The sequence below is a fragment of the Paenibacillus sambharensis genome, assembly GCF_003233845.1.
GTDB lineage: Bacteria > Bacillota > Bacilli > Paenibacillales > Paenibacillaceae > Paenibacillus_I > Paenibacillus_I sambharensis.
In genome coordinates, this window is sequence record NZ_QKRB01000046.1 from 111,362 (window position 1) to 128,160 (window position 16,799).

13 protein-coding genes are annotated in these 16,799 nt (G+C 54.0%); 6 read left to right on the forward strand and 7 right to left on the reverse strand.

Annotated features, from left to right (window positions below):
• Nucleotides 1-19 precede the first annotated feature (19 nt).
• Nucleotides 20-526 carry a cyclic pyranopterin monophosphate synthase MoaC gene (moaC, locus tag DNH61_RS15250; protein ID WP_111147544.1) on the reverse strand — a complete coding sequence of 169 codons (507 nt, stop codon included), beginning with the start codon at nucleotides 524-526 and terminating at the stop codon, nucleotides 20-22.
• Nucleotides 513-1,124, reverse strand: coding sequence for a 5-formyltetrahydrofolate cyclo-ligase (locus tag DNH61_RS15255; protein ID WP_245948196.1), 612 nt, complete (start codon nucleotides 1,122-1,124; stop codon nucleotides 513-515). Before DNH61_RS15255 ends, moaC begins: the two co-directional genes overlap by 14 nt.
• Nucleotides 1,125-1,392: 268 nt before the next feature.
• Between DNH61_RS15255 and DNH61_RS15260 the strand changes: the two genes are divergently transcribed.
• From DNH61_RS15260 to DNH61_RS15270, 3 genes are all read left to right on the forward strand, one after another.
• Complete coding sequence (locus DNH61_RS15260) at nucleotides 1,393-3,294, forward strand: electron transport protein (protein ID WP_111147545.1); 1,902 nt, start codon at nucleotides 1,393-1,395, stop codon at nucleotides 3,292-3,294.
• Nucleotides 3,295-3,427: 133 nt separating this feature from the next.
• Nucleotides 3,428-5,362 (forward strand): ABC-F family ATP-binding cassette domain-containing protein, encoded by a 1,935-nt coding sequence (locus DNH61_RS15265; protein ID WP_111147546.1) that lies wholly within the window; start codon nucleotides 3,428-3,430, stop codon nucleotides 5,360-5,362.
• A 208-nt stretch (nucleotides 5,363-5,570) separates the two neighbouring features.
• Nucleotides 5,571-6,326, forward strand: coding sequence for a MerR family transcriptional regulator (locus tag DNH61_RS15270; protein ID WP_111147547.1), 756 nt, complete (start codon nucleotides 5,571-5,573; stop codon nucleotides 6,324-6,326).
• Between the two features lie 101 nt (nucleotides 6,327-6,427).
• On the opposite strand, the gene DNH61_RS15275 is transcribed toward DNH61_RS15270, so the two are convergent.
• A complete protein-coding gene (locus DNH61_RS15275) occupies nucleotides 6,428-7,669 on the reverse strand; it encodes an MFS transporter (protein WP_111147548.1) in 1,242 nt (413 codons plus the stop codon).
• A gap of 399 nt (nucleotides 7,670-8,068) precedes the next feature.
• Between DNH61_RS15275 and DNH61_RS15280 the strand changes: the two genes are divergently transcribed.
• The gene (locus DNH61_RS15280; RefSeq protein ID WP_146241038.1) at nucleotides 8,069-8,548 is read left to right on the forward strand and encodes a hypothetical protein; all 480 of its coding nucleotides are present in this window, start codon (nucleotides 8,069-8,071) and stop codon (nucleotides 8,546-8,548) included.
• Nucleotides 8,545-9,234 carry an AIM24 family protein gene (locus DNH61_RS15285; protein ID WP_111147550.1) on the forward strand — a complete coding sequence of 230 codons (690 nt, stop codon included), beginning with the start codon at nucleotides 8,545-8,547 and terminating at the stop codon, nucleotides 9,232-9,234. The genes DNH61_RS15280 and DNH61_RS15285 overlap by 4 nt, the downstream gene beginning before the upstream one ends.
• Nucleotides 9,235-9,330: 96 nt before the next feature.
• On the opposite strand, the gene DNH61_RS15290 is transcribed toward DNH61_RS15285, so the two are convergent.
• From DNH61_RS15290 to DNH61_RS15300, 3 genes are all read right to left on the reverse strand, one after another.
• Entirely contained in the window at nucleotides 9,331-10,293 is a 963-nt protein-coding gene (locus tag DNH61_RS15290; RefSeq protein ID WP_111147551.1) for an acetylxylan esterase, read from the reverse strand.
• Nucleotides 10,294-10,370: 77 nt separating this feature from the next.
• Nucleotides 10,371-11,417: a cysteine peptidase family C39 domain-containing protein gene (locus tag DNH61_RS15295; protein WP_146241040.1), complete on the reverse strand. Its 1,047-nt coding sequence runs from the start codon at nucleotides 11,415-11,417 to the stop codon at nucleotides 10,371-10,373.
• Between the two features lie 233 nt (nucleotides 11,418-11,650).
• Nucleotides 11,651-14,194 carry a beta-mannosidase gene (locus tag DNH61_RS15300; protein ID WP_111147553.1) on the reverse strand — a complete coding sequence of 848 codons (2,544 nt, stop codon included), beginning with the start codon at nucleotides 14,192-14,194 and terminating at the stop codon, nucleotides 11,651-11,653.
• Nucleotides 14,195-14,471: 277 nt separating this feature from the next.
• Between DNH61_RS15300 and DNH61_RS15305 the strand changes: the two genes are divergently transcribed.
• Complete coding sequence (locus tag DNH61_RS15305) at nucleotides 14,472-15,656, forward strand: LacI family DNA-binding transcriptional regulator (protein ID WP_111147554.1); 1,185 nt, start codon at nucleotides 14,472-14,474, stop codon at nucleotides 15,654-15,656.
• 91 nt (nucleotides 15,657-15,747) lie between these two features.
• Here DNH61_RS15305 and DNH61_RS15310 read toward each other — a convergent pair whose 3' ends face one another.
• Nucleotides 15,748-16,752, reverse strand: a complete 1,005-nt coding sequence (locus DNH61_RS15310; RefSeq protein WP_111147555.1) for a siderophore ABC transporter substrate-binding protein — start codon at nucleotides 16,750-16,752, stop codon at nucleotides 15,748-15,750.
• Nucleotides 16,753-16,799: the final 47 nt, after the last annotated feature.

Below are 16,799 nucleotides of genomic sequence, written 5' to 3' on the forward strand. Positions count from 1 at the left end.
CGTTCTGCTTCTAATCAGGTTACTCGTCTATCCGGTAATCCCCGCTCTTGCCGCCGGTCTTGCTGATTAGGCGGGTTGGGCCAATTACCATGTCTTTCTGGAGCGCCTTGCACATATCGTAGACGGTTAAAGCAGCAGCCGACACCGCCGTGAGCGCCTCCATCTCAACCCCTGTCTTGCCTGTTGTTCTCACAATCGCTTCAATAATAAGCTCGTCCGCCCCATTGTCCTTGAAGGAAATATCAATGCCGGTAAGCGGAAGCGGGTGGCACATCGGTATCCAGTCCGATGTGTTCTTGGCGGCCATAATGCCCGCCACCTGAGCCACTGCCAGGACATCTCCCTTCTGGATGCCTCCCGCCTTGATCCGGGCCAGCGTATCCGGCGCCATCTTAATTGCCGTGGCTGCTGCTGCCGTACGGGCCGTCGTCTCTTTATCCGATACATCCACCATTCTTGCTCTGCCCTGCTCGTTAAAATGCGTCAGCTCAGTCCCCACCGAAGGTCCCTCCTTATTCTGCTGCATAGTAGCCAGTCTCTGTTATCAGTCCGTGCAGCCTGGCATCATGATCTTCCATCGGAACCTCGCTGACCAGCTGGAATTCGTAGCACAGTCCTACCCACTGCGTCGCCCGCCCGGATTGTTCCGCTTCATCAAACCTGGCCCGAAGACGGTCATAATAGCCGCCCCCATAGCCAAGCCTCCCTCCAGACCGGTCGAAAGCGAGGCCCGGTGTTACAACAATGTCCGGCAGCCTGCTGTCCGGCCAAGGCGCCGCAAGTTCCGGACTCGGTTCCAGTATGCCGTATGCTCCCGCAGCAAGCTCCTCCCAGCTTCGCAGCCGGAACAGCTCCATGGAACGGTCTGCCGGGTTGCTGCGGGGCACAATCACCTCAATTCCGAGAGACCAGCAGGTAGCAATAAGAGGCCTTGTATCCAGCTCAGACCGAAATCCTACGTACAGCATGACACTCCCTGCCCCAGCGGCTGACAGCCAGTCCGCTGCCCGGGTGCAGGCTTCCTCCGATCTGCGGTGCCTCTCTTCCGGCGCCAGTGAATCCCGCTTAGCCGCCATGAGCTGGCGGAGCTGCTGCTTGGTCTTCTCCTCATTCCCTGTGGCCAAGAGAATACCGCCTTTCAATCATTTCCATTCATCTGCTTCTAGTTTACCACTGTATGCCCGTTTCGCCAATGCACCTGGCTTTCATAGCCTGCATCCGCAGCTATGCCTGTTAAGTGCGCAAACCCGCCCATTTACTGCCGGATATAGGCAATAGCGTATCCCCCGCATCCAGCTTTTATCAGCAGACCCTGCGCATACAGGAGCTGTTAATTCAGGATACTAACGGTTAACGCCAGTAACGGATGCTGCAGATTAGGAGGGACGACAGATGCGACTCAGGAAGGCATTGCTGTGGAGTACAATTATATTACTTGCCGGCACAGGCTTATACGCGGCTCTGCGCCAGCTTAATCCTTCATACACCTACATTACGCCCGGTGAGAAAGTATTGAATCCGGCCAGGGAGGCTTCGGGCATCCGCCAGCTTCAGACTGATCCTTACGGCATTCAGGTGGATAACGACATGATTGCTTTCGGCAGACAAGCCTTCTACGAGCAGACCTTCGGCAATGAGGTGTTCTTCTCCGATATATTGGGTATAACAGACGGTGCGTTCACCATACCAAATATCGCCAAGGCGGTAGCCAAGCTGCGCGGTCAAGGAACGACCAATCTTCAGGTCGAAGCAGCCAAAACCGTCAAGCTCGGCGACCGTGTCATCCATAAAGGCGAGCTGATCGATACGGGGCTTGATGTAGCCAAGGGAGCGTACATGCCTCTCGGCATCCGGTTATCCAATTCGGAAGGCAAGACCAAGGTCGGTGTCGGCTGTATTATGTGCCATGCCATCTCTGACCTAGAGACCGGTAAAGTCATTGAAGGAGTTACCAACCCGGATATTAATGTTGGCTTACTCCTGGCGCTCGGAACCAATAGCGCTGCCTTCTTCACCCATACGGGCATCACCGATGAACAGATCGGCAAGCTGGCGGAAGGGCTGGATGATTACAAGCACACCTACATCAACAGCCAAGGCCAGCGCAAGCAGCTTCCGGACCCGCAGAAGCTGGAAGCCATGGTTGATGCTGAGCTGGTAAAATGGCCGCCGGGTTATGTCGACACGATGATCGACCGCAAGTCAAACCCTGTCCAGATTCCCGATTCCTTCACACTGGGTGACCATCCTTACAGCTGGAGCGGCCTAGCCGCCGGCGGTCCATTCAAGGGGCTCGCAATCCTGTCAGGCATACCGAATGGCCAAAACATGGATCCGCTAAACCAGTCTGAAATTAGTGAACCGGTATTTGGGATAGATAAAGAGCAGTATGTCGGCATGATCCTGCAAAATGCCGCCAATCCGAAATACCGGTACAGCACGGACCAGGGCAGCAAGCCGTCCAAGTTCTTTGAGAAAATCGATCCTACTCCCGGCGCTACAGGGGTCAATCATTTGGTGCCCACACCGGCATTCCCCCGTTCTTCACTGGTTTCTCTGGTGGGCAATATCGCTAGTGTTCCAGGCCATACAGTCAGCCGCCATACTCTTGCGATGGCCGCTTATCAGAATGCACTCGTCCCGCCGCCTTCACGGCTTGGGAAGCTGGACCGGCAGCTGGCGAGGAAGGGACAAGATGTGTTCAAGAGGGCGGGGTGCATTTCCTGCCATGCAGGTGAATTCCTGACGAATAACCGGATTATTGCCAGCCACATTATCGGCACCAATCCGTCCCGGGCGAAGGCGCTGAGCGGCTCTAAGAAGTTCTTCGCCCCCCCGCTAATGTATACATTTGATACACCTGTACCGCTTCCCGAACATCCCAAAACCTTCAAAATAGGCATTGATTATCTCAGCGAGGACGAGGTTAAGATGTCGGTTGCCCATGACGGAAAAGGCGGGTATAAGGTCCCCAGCCTAAACGGGCTGTATTGGTCAGCCCCTTACCTGCATGACGGAGGCGTTGCCGTCGGCCCGAAGGGCGGCACTCAGCTCGGCATACCCGGTACACTGTACCAAGGCATCGTACCCGATCCTGTCAACAGTTTGCGTGCCATGATCGATCGTGATCTGCGCAAACAGGTTGTAGAAGCCAACCATAACCACAAGGATCTTCGGAAGCTGAATATTGAAGGTGTCGGGCATGACCATTACGTCGATTCGAAGAACGGCTTTACCAAAGAGGAGCAGGACGCGCTGATTCATTATCTGCTAACGCTCCATGATAAGGAATAAGCCTGACTCCCGCGTCTGAAAAGAAGAGTCGCACGAGCACTCCGGGACATGGTAAACTTAATCCGTATAACCTTTTGTGCATGTACAGCATGTGCATTTAATTACGGATTGAAAGTCTTGGAGGTCAGGTCTCATGCTTCTGCAGGTTTCAGGTTTATCCAAGAGCTATGGCGTAAAGCCCGTGCTCTCTAATATTACCTTTCAAATACAGCCGCGCGAACGGGTTGGGCTTGTCGGTGTTAACGGCGCCGGCAAGTCCACACTGCTGCAGATCATCGCCGGTGAAATGACAGCCGATTCCGGAACGATCCACAAGCTCAAGGAGACGAAGGTCGGCTACTTGGCCCAGAACAGCGGGCTTCATTCCGACCTTACCATTGAAGCGGAGATGCGAGCGGTATTTAGCGACCTGCTCAGCACCGAGCAGGAGCTTCGTGAGCTAGAGCAGCAGATAGCCGACCCTGCTGTGCAGCAGGATGAGAAGCGCTACGAGGATGTGCTGGCGCGATACGCCTCACGCTCCGAATGGTTCCGGGAGCGCGGCGGCTTCGAAATTGACACCAGGATCCGCAGCGTCCTGCATGGAATGGGCTTCGGCTCCTTCCCTCCGGACACCCGGATTTCCACCTTGAGCGGCGGCCAGAAGACAAGGCTCGCCCTTGCCCGGATTCTGCTTCAGTCCCCGGATCTGCTGATGCTTGACGAGCCGACGAACCATCTGGACATTGAGACGCTCACCTGGCTCGAGGATTATCTGCGCAGCTATAGCGGCGCTATCCTCGTCGTCTCCCATGACCGTTACTTCCTCGATGCGCTCGCGGGTACGATTGTCGAAATCGAGCGTCATCAGGCCAAGCGGTATACCGGCAATTACTCCAGATATATAGAGGTCAAGGAAGCGGAATATGAAGCTGCCATGAAGCAGTTCGAGAAGCAGCAGGACGAGATCGCGCGGATGGAGGAGTTCATCCAGAAGAACATTGTCCGCGCATCCACCACCAAGCGCGCCCAGAGCCGGCGGAAGGCGCTGGACAAGATGGACAGGCTCGACAAGCCGCTGGGCGACCTGAAGAAAGCCCATTTCCGCTTCGAAATCGACAAGCAGACCGGCAAGGATGTGCTGGATGTGCAGGATTTGTCCGTATCCTTCGACCCTGCTGCCAGTCCGCTGTTCCGCAAGGTGTCATTTCAGCTCCAGCGCGGTGAAACAGTAGCACTCATCGGCCCGAACGGTATTGGCAAGTCTACGCTTCTTAAGGTACTAACCGACCAGCTATCCCCCAAGGAAGGCTCCTTCCGGTTCGGGTCGAATGTTAAGCTCGGTTATTATGATCAGGAGCAGACCGCCCTTACGCCATCCAATACTGTACTGGAAGAGGTATGGAGCGCATACCCGCATCTTGAGGAAGCCCGCATCCGCACCGTCCTTGGCAACTTCCTGTTCAGCGGTGAGGATGTTCTGAAGAAGATCGCTGCGCTCAGCGGCGGCGAGAAGGCACGCGTGGCACTGGCCAAGCTTATGCTTGAGCGTGCCAATGTCCTCATCCTTGATGAGCCCACCAACCATCTTGATCTTTACAGCAAAGAAGTGCTCGAATCGGCTTTGTTCGACTATGAGGGCACACTGCTCTTCATCTCGCATGACCGTTACTTCCTGAACAAGATGGCGGAACGGATTGTCGAACTCACTCCGGAGGGCGCCAATCATTTCCTGGGAAATTATGACGATATGATGGAGAAAAAACGGGAAATCGAAGAGCTTCGTCAGGAGCGGGAATCGACAGCAAAAGCCGGCTCAACCCGGCTGCAGGCCGAAGCAGCCGAGGTTACGGGCTATGAAGCCGAGAAGCAGGCCAAACGGGACGAGCGGCAGCGCCAGCGCAAGCTTGAACAGCTTGAGGCGGAAATCGCCGAGCTTGAAGGGGCTATTGCCGAAGTAGAAGCCGAGCTGACTCTGCCGGATGTTTACAACGACTATGTGCTCGTCCAGGAGAAGCAGGCGCTTATCGACGAGAAGAAAGCCGCCCTGCAGGCCGCTTATGAAGCTTGGGAGCAGCTGCTTGCTTAACAGCGGCAGCCCGCTGCGCTTGGCTGTTAACATGGGGCTGTCCCGTAAGTCATAACGACTTGGTGACAGTCCTTTTCATCATATGAACTCTCCACCAGGCAAGCGCTCTCAAGCGCTCTTGCTTCTTAGACAGGCCAATATTTGCATATCCCCTGTTGACTCTCACGCCGCGTGATCCTTTATTGTTGCTGCAAGGAGGTGATGACCAGTGGCTTATACGGTGAAACAGCTGGCTGAGCTCTCGGATGTCAGTGTGCGGACTCTACACTATTATGATGAGATCGGCTTGCTGAAGCCTGCCTATTACGGTGATAACGGGTACCGGTATTATGAACGGGAGCAGCTGCTGCAGCTGCAGAGCATCCTGTTCTACCGCGAGCTTGACGTCCCGCTTGCCGACCTGCAGAGGCTGCTTGCAGCCGAATCAGAGGACAAGATTCAGACACTGCATGAGCACCGGCGTCATCTTCTGGAGAAGAAGGACCGGCTGGAGATGCTTGTCGCGACCATTGACAGCACGATCCGGCAGTTAAAAGGAGATGAGGACATGAGCGATAAGGAATTATACCGCGGCTTCGACGCGCAGAAGCAGGAGCAGTATGAACGGGAGATGCGCACGAAATACGGCGACAAGCCGGTTGATGAGAGTACCAGCCGCCTGAAGGACTGGAACAACAAGGATTATGAAGCCGTTCAGGAGGAATACGATCAGCTGCACCGGGCTTTCACCCAGCTGCTTGAGCAGGGGCTTCAGCCCAGTGAGGAAGAGGTACAGAAGCTTGTAAAACAGCACTATGATGTTGTCAGCCGCTTCTATGACCCCTCGCCTGAAATGTACAGCGGCCTTGGCGACCTCTACGTGGAGCACCCGGATTTCCGGAAGCTGTATGACAGCTACCACCCGCGTCTGGCGGATTACATGCGGCAGGCCATGCGGTTATTCGCGGCCCGCATGCAGCCCTAGATGCAAAGCGCAGCGTCACGAATGCAAGAGGAACGGCACCATACAGCAGCTTAACTGCCGTATGGTGCCGTTCCTTTGTTATGCCTATTTCGCTTTCCCCGCTATTGCCGCGGCGCATCCTTCGGAAGCAGGAAGGACAGCAGACCCAGCAGCGGCAGCAGACTGCATGCAATCATGACAGGTCCCATCCCCCATACATCGCCAGCCGAGCCGATCGCAAGTCCGCCGATCGCCCCCATTCCGAAGGCCAGACCCACAATCAGGCCTGATGCCATGCCGACATTCCCTGGAAGCAGCTCCTGCGCATAGACGACACTGACAGAGAAGCCGGACATCACGATGAAGCCAAGCACCACAACAACCGGATATACCCACATGAGCGGCAGATGCGGCAGCAGCAGCGCAAACGGGATGGCGCCGACAATGGAGAAGATGATCATCCGTTTGCGCCCGTATTTGTCCCCCCACAGCCCGCCGAAATAAGTGCCCGCTACCCCTGCAGCCATATACAGGAAGAGCGGAATCTGTGCGTTCTCTATCCGGATACCATAGATATCTCGCAGGTAAAATTGATAATAATTGACAATGCCCGCCGCGTACCAGGATCTCGCGAACACGATGAACACAAGCAGGAACATCGCAAGGCCGACCCGGCGGTTAACTTCAGCCGACCCGCTTCCGGCATGGAGCTCAACGTGCGAACCAGCCTGCTTACGTTTCTTGACCGGTCTGCCCCTCTCGGCAAGCTGAATCCGGTACCAGGGTACGACAGTCAGCAGGACCAGGATCGCCGCCGCTGCCAGAATAGTAGCCCATATCGCGCCAATCTGACCCAGCGGAATGAAGATCAGCAGCGTCATCAGAGGCGCGAGCGCCTGACCCGCATTCCCGCCCACCTGATAGATAGACTGGGCCAGCCCTCTTCTGCCGCCCGCAGCAAAATATACGACCCGTGAACCCTCTGGGTGGAAGATCGCCGAGCCAAAGCCGACAAACATGACACTTGCCAGCAGCAGCCAGAAGTTAGGAGCCAGTGCTATACCGGCTATACCGACCAGGCTCAGCCCCATGCCAAACGGCAGCATGGATGGTGTCGGACGCTTGTCGGAATAGACGCCAACAAGAGGCTGCAGCACGGATGATGTCATATTGAGCGCAAATCCGATCCAGCCGATTTGCGTATAAGACAAGTTCAGCGCTCCCTTGAAAACGGGATACATGGCCGTGACAACCGTCTGCATGGAATCGTTAAGCATATGTACGATACTAATAGCGAAGAGCATGGAGTACACGGTCGACTGCGTTACGGCTGCGGCCGTACGTGTTGATGCAGCTGTTTGCATAGTATGTGAGTTCCTCTCTGCCCACATGAGTTGTCTCACGCGGGCTATTGTAAATAACAGTAAACACAGTTTAGAACGCTGCCGTACTGCCGTCAAATACGCTGCTCCCTCATTTTGGGCCATATCGTCCGCAGCATACCTGTCAAGGCATAGCTTTCATCGTCTCCCACAGCTTTTTGGCTGTACGGCCCGCGCCTGCCCTCCGGCAAAACATTTGAAACAAAACACGCTTGTTAACGTTTTAAATAGTACATGCCTTTAAATGGGGCTCCAGACCAGCAGACAAGCCGCCCTTCCGCGGGCGAAACCTGTAGTCTGCCGTTCAATTATGGCGGAAAACAAGGTACAATGAGTTCAGGGCCTGTCCTTCTGGCCCGATATAAGAAAGGAATGATAACCTTGACCAGTCGAACAGTCACCGCATCCTTATTCCTGACCGTCTGCCTGTTTGTTCTGCCCTTCTTCACTCATCCCGCTAAAGCCGGTGTAATGGACAGGATCAAGGATATTTATAATGCACCCGAGAAGGTGGAGGAGCTGGAGTCCAAGTATCTTGAGACACAAGCCGCTCTAGAGCAGCAGATGAAGCAAGCTGAGCAGGCAGCAGACCTCTATGCCAAGCAGCAGGAAGAGCTGCTCCGCCGGAATGAGGAGTACAGGCAGCGCAATGAAGCGCTAAGCGAGCAGAATGCTCAGTTGGCCGGCCGTCTTGCGGCCATGGAGAAGAGCCAGGCTGAACGGGCATCCTTCACCCGGAAAATCGCCCAATCTGTGCTGGTATTTGCCGGCATGGGGCTGCTCTACCTGCTGTCGGTCCGTGTATGGCGCTATCTCGTATGGCGCAGACAGAAGCAGACGGGCGGGGGTTCCATTCTGTGAAGGTTACAGCTCCCCAGCCGGTCGGACATGTGCGGGTTGAGCTTGAGAATGGAGAAGTGCTGCATGTGCTGCACCCTAAATCCGTGATCGCTTACCAGGGCCCCCCCGGACACCGGGAAGACAAGATTACCGACCTCGCCGATGCCTACCGTAAGAAGCGCTGGATTCGTTCCCGCATGAGGGGGCCGTCCGAGTTTATTATCGGCCTTCCTCCTGGCTGCATGCTGCAGACCATCGACATTGAGGAGGGCGGCGATCTCCTCTTTGACTTTCGGCATGTGCTCTTCTTCACGGAAGGCATTGGAACAGCGACACGGGTTCAGAAGATCAAGACAGCCTGGATCACAAGAGAGCTGATCCGCATCCGGTTCAGCGGCCCCGGCCAGCTGGGTGTTATCACCACCGGTGATCTCGTGCCCATGCAGCTCCAGCCGGAAACACCGCTGTTCGTAGAAGCCGGCTCGCTGGTAGCTTATCCGGAATCCGCGAAGGTGAAGCTCTCCGTCTACGGCAACCAAATTGCCAGTCAGCATATGAATGTACAGTGGCAGCTTACGGGCAGGGGGCCGGTCCTCATTCAGACCGGCTCCCGCGATCAGGCACTTACAGAGGAGCTGCAGGGAGGCGGGTTCGTCAAGCGGCTGCTGCGGGAGCTGCTGCCCTTCGGCGGTGTCTATATTAAATAAGTCATATCTATCATAAGTCCCGCCTGCTTCGCTACGTATCTTGCGAGGCAGGCGGGACTTTGCCCAAGATTATGAAGTTAAGAAAACCTGTGTCAATCAGCCGATTGTTTCGAGCAGCACCCGCAGACGCTCCTCGTGCGCACGCGGAATGAACTCATGCCCAAAATACCGGTGTACCGATATTTGCTTCTGGCAGGTTAAATGATTGTAGACCGCAAAGATGGTTGAAGGCGGCGTGATTAAATCGACCAGCCCGACCGACATCCATGTACGGCAGCTGACACGGCCTGCCAGATTCATAATGTCAAAGTAGGAAAGCGTCCGCTTCGCCTGCTGCTCAATCTCCGGATCTCCCCCTACCTTCCTGAAGTATTCGTTCAGCTCGCCGTATGGACCTTCTGGCGTAATATCGATGGCCCGGTTAAAGTTCGACAAGTACGGGTAATCGGCAGCTGCCACAACAGGAATCGGGGATAAGGCAGCAGCCGCCAGAGTCAGTGCGCCACCCTGGCTGCCCCCGCAAACGCCGATCCGGGATGCGTCCACCTGCTCCAGCGAAGCCAGCACCTCAAGCGTCCGGACTGTATCCGCATAGACGGCACGGTAATAATATTCTTCCGGTGACAGGATGCCCCGTGTCATCCACCCGGCCGGTCCGCCGTTACTATAGATGGTCGTGTCCTGACTGCCCCCATGCTGGCCCCGGCAGAACATCTGCAGAGCCGCATAGCCATGAGCCGCCCAGTTAACGGTATCATGCAGATTGCCGTCCATCGCCCAATTGTACCCATGGAACAAGGCCAGAGCCGGATGCGGTCCTTCTCCCTTCGGCAGGGCCAGCCATCCCTCGATACGCGCCCCGCCATAGCTGCTATATGTAATCCGGTAGACAGAGACACCTTTGACCGGATAGTCGTAGGGTGTCATTTTGACCTCAAGCGGAATGCGTTGCAAATCCTCAAGCGTCTTGTCCCAAAACTCGTCGAAATCCTGCTCTTTCGTCAGCTGCGGTTTGTACTCTTCCAGTTCATGAAGCGGAAGATCATACGGCTGTGCCACTCGCTATCACCTCATCGTCCAATATGAATGCCTATTAAGGTTTCTTCGGACTGCCGCATATTTCCTGCTGCCTTTCGCTAATCGTTGTTAATCTGCTCCAGCACGCGCGCCAGTATGGTTTCTTCCTCTGCCTTCATAGAGGCAGTAAGCTCTTTTAATATTCCGAGTATTGCATAATCAGGGGAGTTCCCGCTTACCAGCCTGCTCTTAATGAACCTGTTAAGAAGATTACCGGCTTTCCGCTCAACAGCAGTATAAGGAGACGCAAATCCGCCATAACTCAGGCTGCCATGCTCCTCTAGAAAAGCCAATCGGCGAAGCATTATTTTTTTGTGCTCCCACAATAAGAAGAGAGGCCGCAGGTCGACTTCATGCGTCTCGCGTATTTCCTGCTCGTAATACTGCTCAAGCTTGTCATAAACAGCCAGACCATAGTAATCATCTGCTTGATTGGCGATGCTCCGGAACCGGCCGCTTGTATTGCTTGAGCTAAGATAGTCCCATAGCTGATCCGCTATCCAGGCCAAATCCAGCCTATAACCTGAACTGCCATCCGTTCTGAGCATATAAGTAAAGTTATGATGGTCGGAATGCCGGCTGTTAGGCTGATGCTTATGCTGAACAATGCCTTGTATGGCTGCTTCGAACTGATCGTACGCAACCTCACGAAAGCTGTACTTTACCTGATCGAATCCGCCGATGTGAAGCGTTCCGGCAGCGTGATCATACCCGTACACCAGCACAGCATGCGGAAAATGCTTACGCTGATAGGCAGCGGTGCCAGGGATCCAAAACTCGTCCACATGAGTGTAAAGATACAGTCCCCTGTTAATGCAGTCTACGAAGAAATTTACCGCATAAGGGTACCAGTTAGTTAGTGAATCTGCCGTAACTCTCTCACTGCAAAAAAAGCTGTTTTCATAAAATTCCGGGTATAGCGTGAAGAAGTCGAACGCATCGGAAGGGTGGTAAGCGAGGAAGGTCTTGCTGCACCTGAGTTGAATGTAGTTGCTGTAAATCCAGGCTTGTGAGGAGTCGTAACAGGAAAGAATTGAGAATGGTATTGCGTGCTTGGGGTATACGCTCACCAAGGGATAAGACACAGCGAGTATTCGCCTGCTCATAGGCATTCTCCTTTTAAGGTTCGGGTGGGTTTGAAGCGGGGATTACACAGAATAAATACGGGGGGACTAATTCAGTGACATAGTACAACTGCTGTCAACCCGCGTCAATAGCATTTACAAACAATTAACAATAACAAATATATCAGTTTGCCCGTCATGCATACGTATTATTGTGGATTGAAAAGGGGTGTCCCTTAGTCATCTACGATGACTAAGGGACACCCCATGTATATTCACGCTAGCGACACAAAATCAGCCATCGAGTGCAGCTTCAGCGACTCTGCCGCAGCCGGTGCAAACGCCTTACCGTCCAGATCACGGGCCAGAAACTGCACAGTTACAGGCACGCCCGGCACCAGATCGAAGAAATTATCAGTGAAGATCCCTTCCTGTGCTGCCTGCAGCCATACCTGCTTTGCAAGCACATCCGTTTCCAGCCGGTACGCTATTCCCTCCGCGCCTTGCAACTCCGTGATTTGAACTGCCGGCTTCGCCAGCTTAATTTCCTTCGCGGGTACAAAATAGTGCTCCTTACGGTCCAGAATCTCGCTTCCGCTAGTGAGTGTCGCCTGCAGAACAACCTCTGCCGGATCATACTCGCCATAAAGCTCTACGGCCGGTGCGGAGTAAACCACCGCCGTGCTGTTAGGCTGAAGCACAGCCGCAACAGCCAGCGAACGAATGACTGTACCGTCAAACTTGTAAGCGTTGATAAGCAGTGTGCCATCGAATGCTTCCGGAAGGTCCGTCATCACATGAAGGTCAACCCGGCTGTCTTCAGAATCTATGGAGACGGCAATATCCTTCATGCTTGACCGGATATAATACTGGGCAGCCTTCCAGCGTCCGTAATAATCCATGCTCGCCCAGGACGCAACCGGCCAGCAGTCATTCAGCTGCCAGTAAAGGGTGCCCATACAGTAAGGCTTCCGGCGGCGGTGGGCTTCAACGGCCATCTTCATGGCCTCTCCCTGCAGCACCTGGCTCATATACAGGAAGGACGGGAAGTCCTTCGGATTTTTAAGATACATGTCCATATACTCTTTAATCAGCCTGTTGCCGGAATTATGCCGCTGGTGACAGACCATTACATCCGACTCCAGCTCCATGTCTGCTTCCTCTGCATAGGAGCGGACCGTCCGCTCTTCCGGGAACGACTGGAACCCGTATTCGCTCATGAAGCGGCCCAGCTTGGACTTGTAATTCTCGAACGGCTCAACAGCGTGCCATACGCCCCAATAATGAATGTCTCCAGTGGATGTCTCCGGATGGGCATGCTGATGAATATCGCCGGTCAGATCCTGCATCGGTGAGGACGGCCAATAATCGGCCAGCGGATCAAATGTGCTCACTGCCAGCGGAAGAATCCGGTGGAATATCGCCTCATAATCGGCCCACAGCTTCTCGCGCTGCTCCTGTGTATACTGCTGCTTCCAGCCCCAGCCCGCATTCTCGTCGTAATGGGCCCATGCCGAGTCAATCTCATTATTGCCGCACCAGAGTGCGATGGACGGATGATTGCGCAGACGCTTCACATTCTGCTCTGCTTCGATCCGGATATTCTCAAGAAAGGCTCCGTCTCCCGGATACATACTGCAGGCAAACATGAAGTCCTGCCAGACCAGCAGGCCGTATTCGTCACACAGCTCGTAGAAGCGGTCTGCTTCATAGATCCCCCCGCCCCAGACACGAATCATATTCATGTTGGACTGTACCGCACTTGCGATTTCATGCCGGTAACGTTCCTCCGTCACCTCGGTAACGAAGCTGTCATTCGGAATATGATTGGCACCCTTGGCGAAGACCGGCTTGCCATTAAGCTCAAAATAGAAGCTGGTTCCTTCAGCATCCTTCTCCCGCACCAGCCGGATAGACCGCAGTCCGGTTCGAGCACTGCGGCTCGCCACTTCACGGCCGCCGTCATGAAGCGAGACTGTGAACGTGTACAGCCGCTGCTTACCAAGCCCCCTGCTCCACCAAAGCTCCGGCTCGCGGATCACAGCTTCCAGCTCAACTGTATTGACACCGGCCGAAAGCCGCACTTCCTTGTGCCAGTTGAATCCTTCCGTTCTCAGCTGCAGCGTGCCAGACCAGACAGTATCCGTTTCGATCTCAATCACAGCGGTCACCCTTGCTTCCAGGGCGGATATCTGATCCTGGCGGATGAACAGGTCGGTGATCCGGCCGCCTGTCCACGCCTCCAGACGTACTTCGCGCCAAATTCCGCTGGTCACAAAACGCGGTCCCCAGTCCCAGCCATAGTGATATGGAGCTTTGCGCGCAAAGATACTGACCTTCTTATCTCCAAGCCCCCCAGTTTCCGATTGGTCGTTCGTTGCCGGCAGCGGATAGCCGAGCTTCTCCAGCTTCGGGAGGTCCTCCATGATCGGGGAACGGAACCGGATATGCAGCCGGTTTATGCCGGCCTGAAGAAGCTGTTTCACATCAGCCTTCCATACACGGAACATATTATCTGCAGAAAGCACATGCTTGCCGTTAACGCTGACATCCGCATAAGTATCCAAACCGTCAAAGACAAGCTCAATATGCGGAAGCCTCAGCATATCTTCCGCTATCTCGAACGATGTTTCATACTCCCAATCCTTCTTGTCAATCCACTGCAGACCCCGCTCGTTCGTTCCATAGAAGGGTGCATCAATCCTCCCGCTGCGCAGCAAATCTGTGTGTACACATCCGGGAACGACAGCCTGCAGCCATTCCGTTTCATCTGCCGCCTTAAACCTCCAGTTCGTAAGTGCCTGCCGCTTCTCGATCATGGCGTACCTCCTGTAAGTGTGCCGTTATCCGGCATAATAGATTATTATTCCCCTGAGCTGTTGGTTTACGATTAGCAATAAGGTAAGCCTCTATCGGCTTTTGCCCCTATTATAACGGCCTGAATTAACAAAGTATACACTTTGCACAGATATTTATGTTCAAATTGTTCAATTAATTGAGTGTTCACTCCTTACATACGTTAAAAACGTAAATCATCCTTACAATCTGTTATAATAGACAATAGTTGTTACGATATTGACCGCCGGGGTGGACCTGATGAAGAAGAAATATACTACACAAGACATAGCCAAAATGCTAAATATATCCCGTACGACTGTTTCCAAGGCACTGAACCAGCATCCAAGCGTTCCTCAAGAAACCAGGCGGGCTGTCATGGAAGCCGCGGAGCGAGTCGGCTACAAGTCATTTAAGGATAAGCTTAAGCCGCATACTGGTGAGACTGCTTCCGGCAGCCGTCACGGTCGGATAACGGAATCTGACGCTTCAACCTACCCCGGCACTCATTCGGGTTCGGAGGCTGGCTCAGCAAGCACGACTCCCGTTATATCCAGCGGTGAAAACGAGCAGCGAAGAGCATTCGCTTTTCTCATAAATTCGGCGATGGATGTCCTGCATGAAGGGTATTGGATGGATGTGCTGCGCGGTGTGGAGGAAGCGGCGAGACGCCATAACTATGAGATGGTCTTTCATTTTGCCTCGGCGCAGGATGCAGAGAAAGGCAGCCTGTTGAACAAGCTGACGCATCCCCGGCTTGGCGGTATTCTGCTTGCCGGGCTGACCGACTATCATTACGTCAAGGCGGTTCAGGAGCTGGATATGCCTGTTGTATCCATTGACGGATACTGCCGGACTGGAACTAACGACCTGTACTGTGATGTGGTTCTGATGGAATGCGAGCAGAGTGTATATGAGTTAACGGAACACCTGCTTCAGCATGGGCATCGGGAAATCGGGTTCATTGGCGACATCGCCAACTGCCGCTCCTTTACGGAACGCTGGCTGGGCTTCAAGCGGGCTCTGTTGGATGCAGGCGTCAGCGTGCTGCCCGAACACTGCCTGGTTGCGCCTATGCCCAAGCATTATTACAGCCTGGATGAGCTTGAGCCTGCCATCCGCGCTATGCCTAGGCTTCCGAGCGCATTCGTCTGCGCGAATGATCTGATCGCCCTGCAGCTGAATAAAATTCTGGCGCAGATGAATATCCGGGTACCCGGCCAGATGTCGGTGACCGGCTTTGACCATATGACAAGATGGTGGGATTCCTCCCCTGTACAGCTCCGTCTCTCTACTGTGAAGGCGATCGGCAGTGAGCTCGGTCAGCGTGCATTCGAGCAGCTGCTGTGGCGGATGGGTAATCCGCACCGGCCCTTCGAGAATATTCGAATCTCATCCCGTGTGCTGCTTGGTGACTCTACGGGGCCTGCCCCGCGGCAGCTATAGACAATTTAACAGTTAACAGCAGACAAATAACAAAGGAGCCTCTCAATCCGAATGGATAGGAGGCTCCTTCTCAGGTACAGATACAATTCAATTACTCCAGAGTAGCTGCGATTTCGTTCACCATTTCGGAAACCGAAACCAGGCCGCCGCCGGACAGGTACCAGTAGTTAGGGTTCAGGTAGAAAATGTGGCCTTCCTGCGCCGCTTTGGTTCCTTTAACCAGCTCGTTCTCTACAGTCTGCTTGGCGGAAGATTCGCCGCCCACTACAGCTGCACGGTCAATAACGAACAGGTAATCCGGGTTCTTCTCTACAATGTACTCGGACGAGATGCTCTGGCCGTGCGTGTCCACTTTGATATCAGGGTCTACTGCTTCGAATCCAAATACGTCATGGATGATGCCGAAACGGGAACCCGGGCCATATGCGCTGATGTTGCCATCCTGTGCCAGAATGATTAGCGCCTTCTTGCCGCTTGCTTCCGCTTTCGCCTTCAGATCGGCAACTGACTGCTCAACTGCAGCAAGCTCCTGCTCTACTTCCGCTTCCTTGCCGAAGATGTCGCCAAGTGTCTTCATGTTCTCTTCGAATGATTCCATGTAGCGGTTTGCATCAACACCCATGAAGATCGTAGGTCCAAGCTTGGTAAGCTCTTCATAAGCTTCACCTTGACGGCCGGAGATAATGATCAGGTCAGGCTGGATTGCACTGATCCGCTCGAAATCCGGCTCCTTCAGGCTGCCGACGTTCTCATATTTTGTATCCGTAAACTTCTCCAGGTAAGGCGGGATATTCGCCTGCGGTACACCGGTAACCTCAACGCCCAGCTTGTCCAGGGAATCCAGTACGCCAAAGTCAAATACTACAACCTTCTCAGGATTCTTCGCTACTTTCGTTTCGCCATATTGATGCTTAATCGTCAGCTCTGCGGTCTCGGCTGCTTCTGCCGGTGCATTCGCTGCAGTGTTCTCAGCAGCAGCACCAGTCGTATTATTGGCCGGTGCCGTGTTCGTATTGTTGCTGTTACCAGCGCCGCATGCGGCTACCAGCACAGCCATAATGACAGTAAGGATAAGAATAGATAATTTCTTGCTCATGCTTCACACCCCTATAATAATGTAATATATATAAAATTTATCCGGAC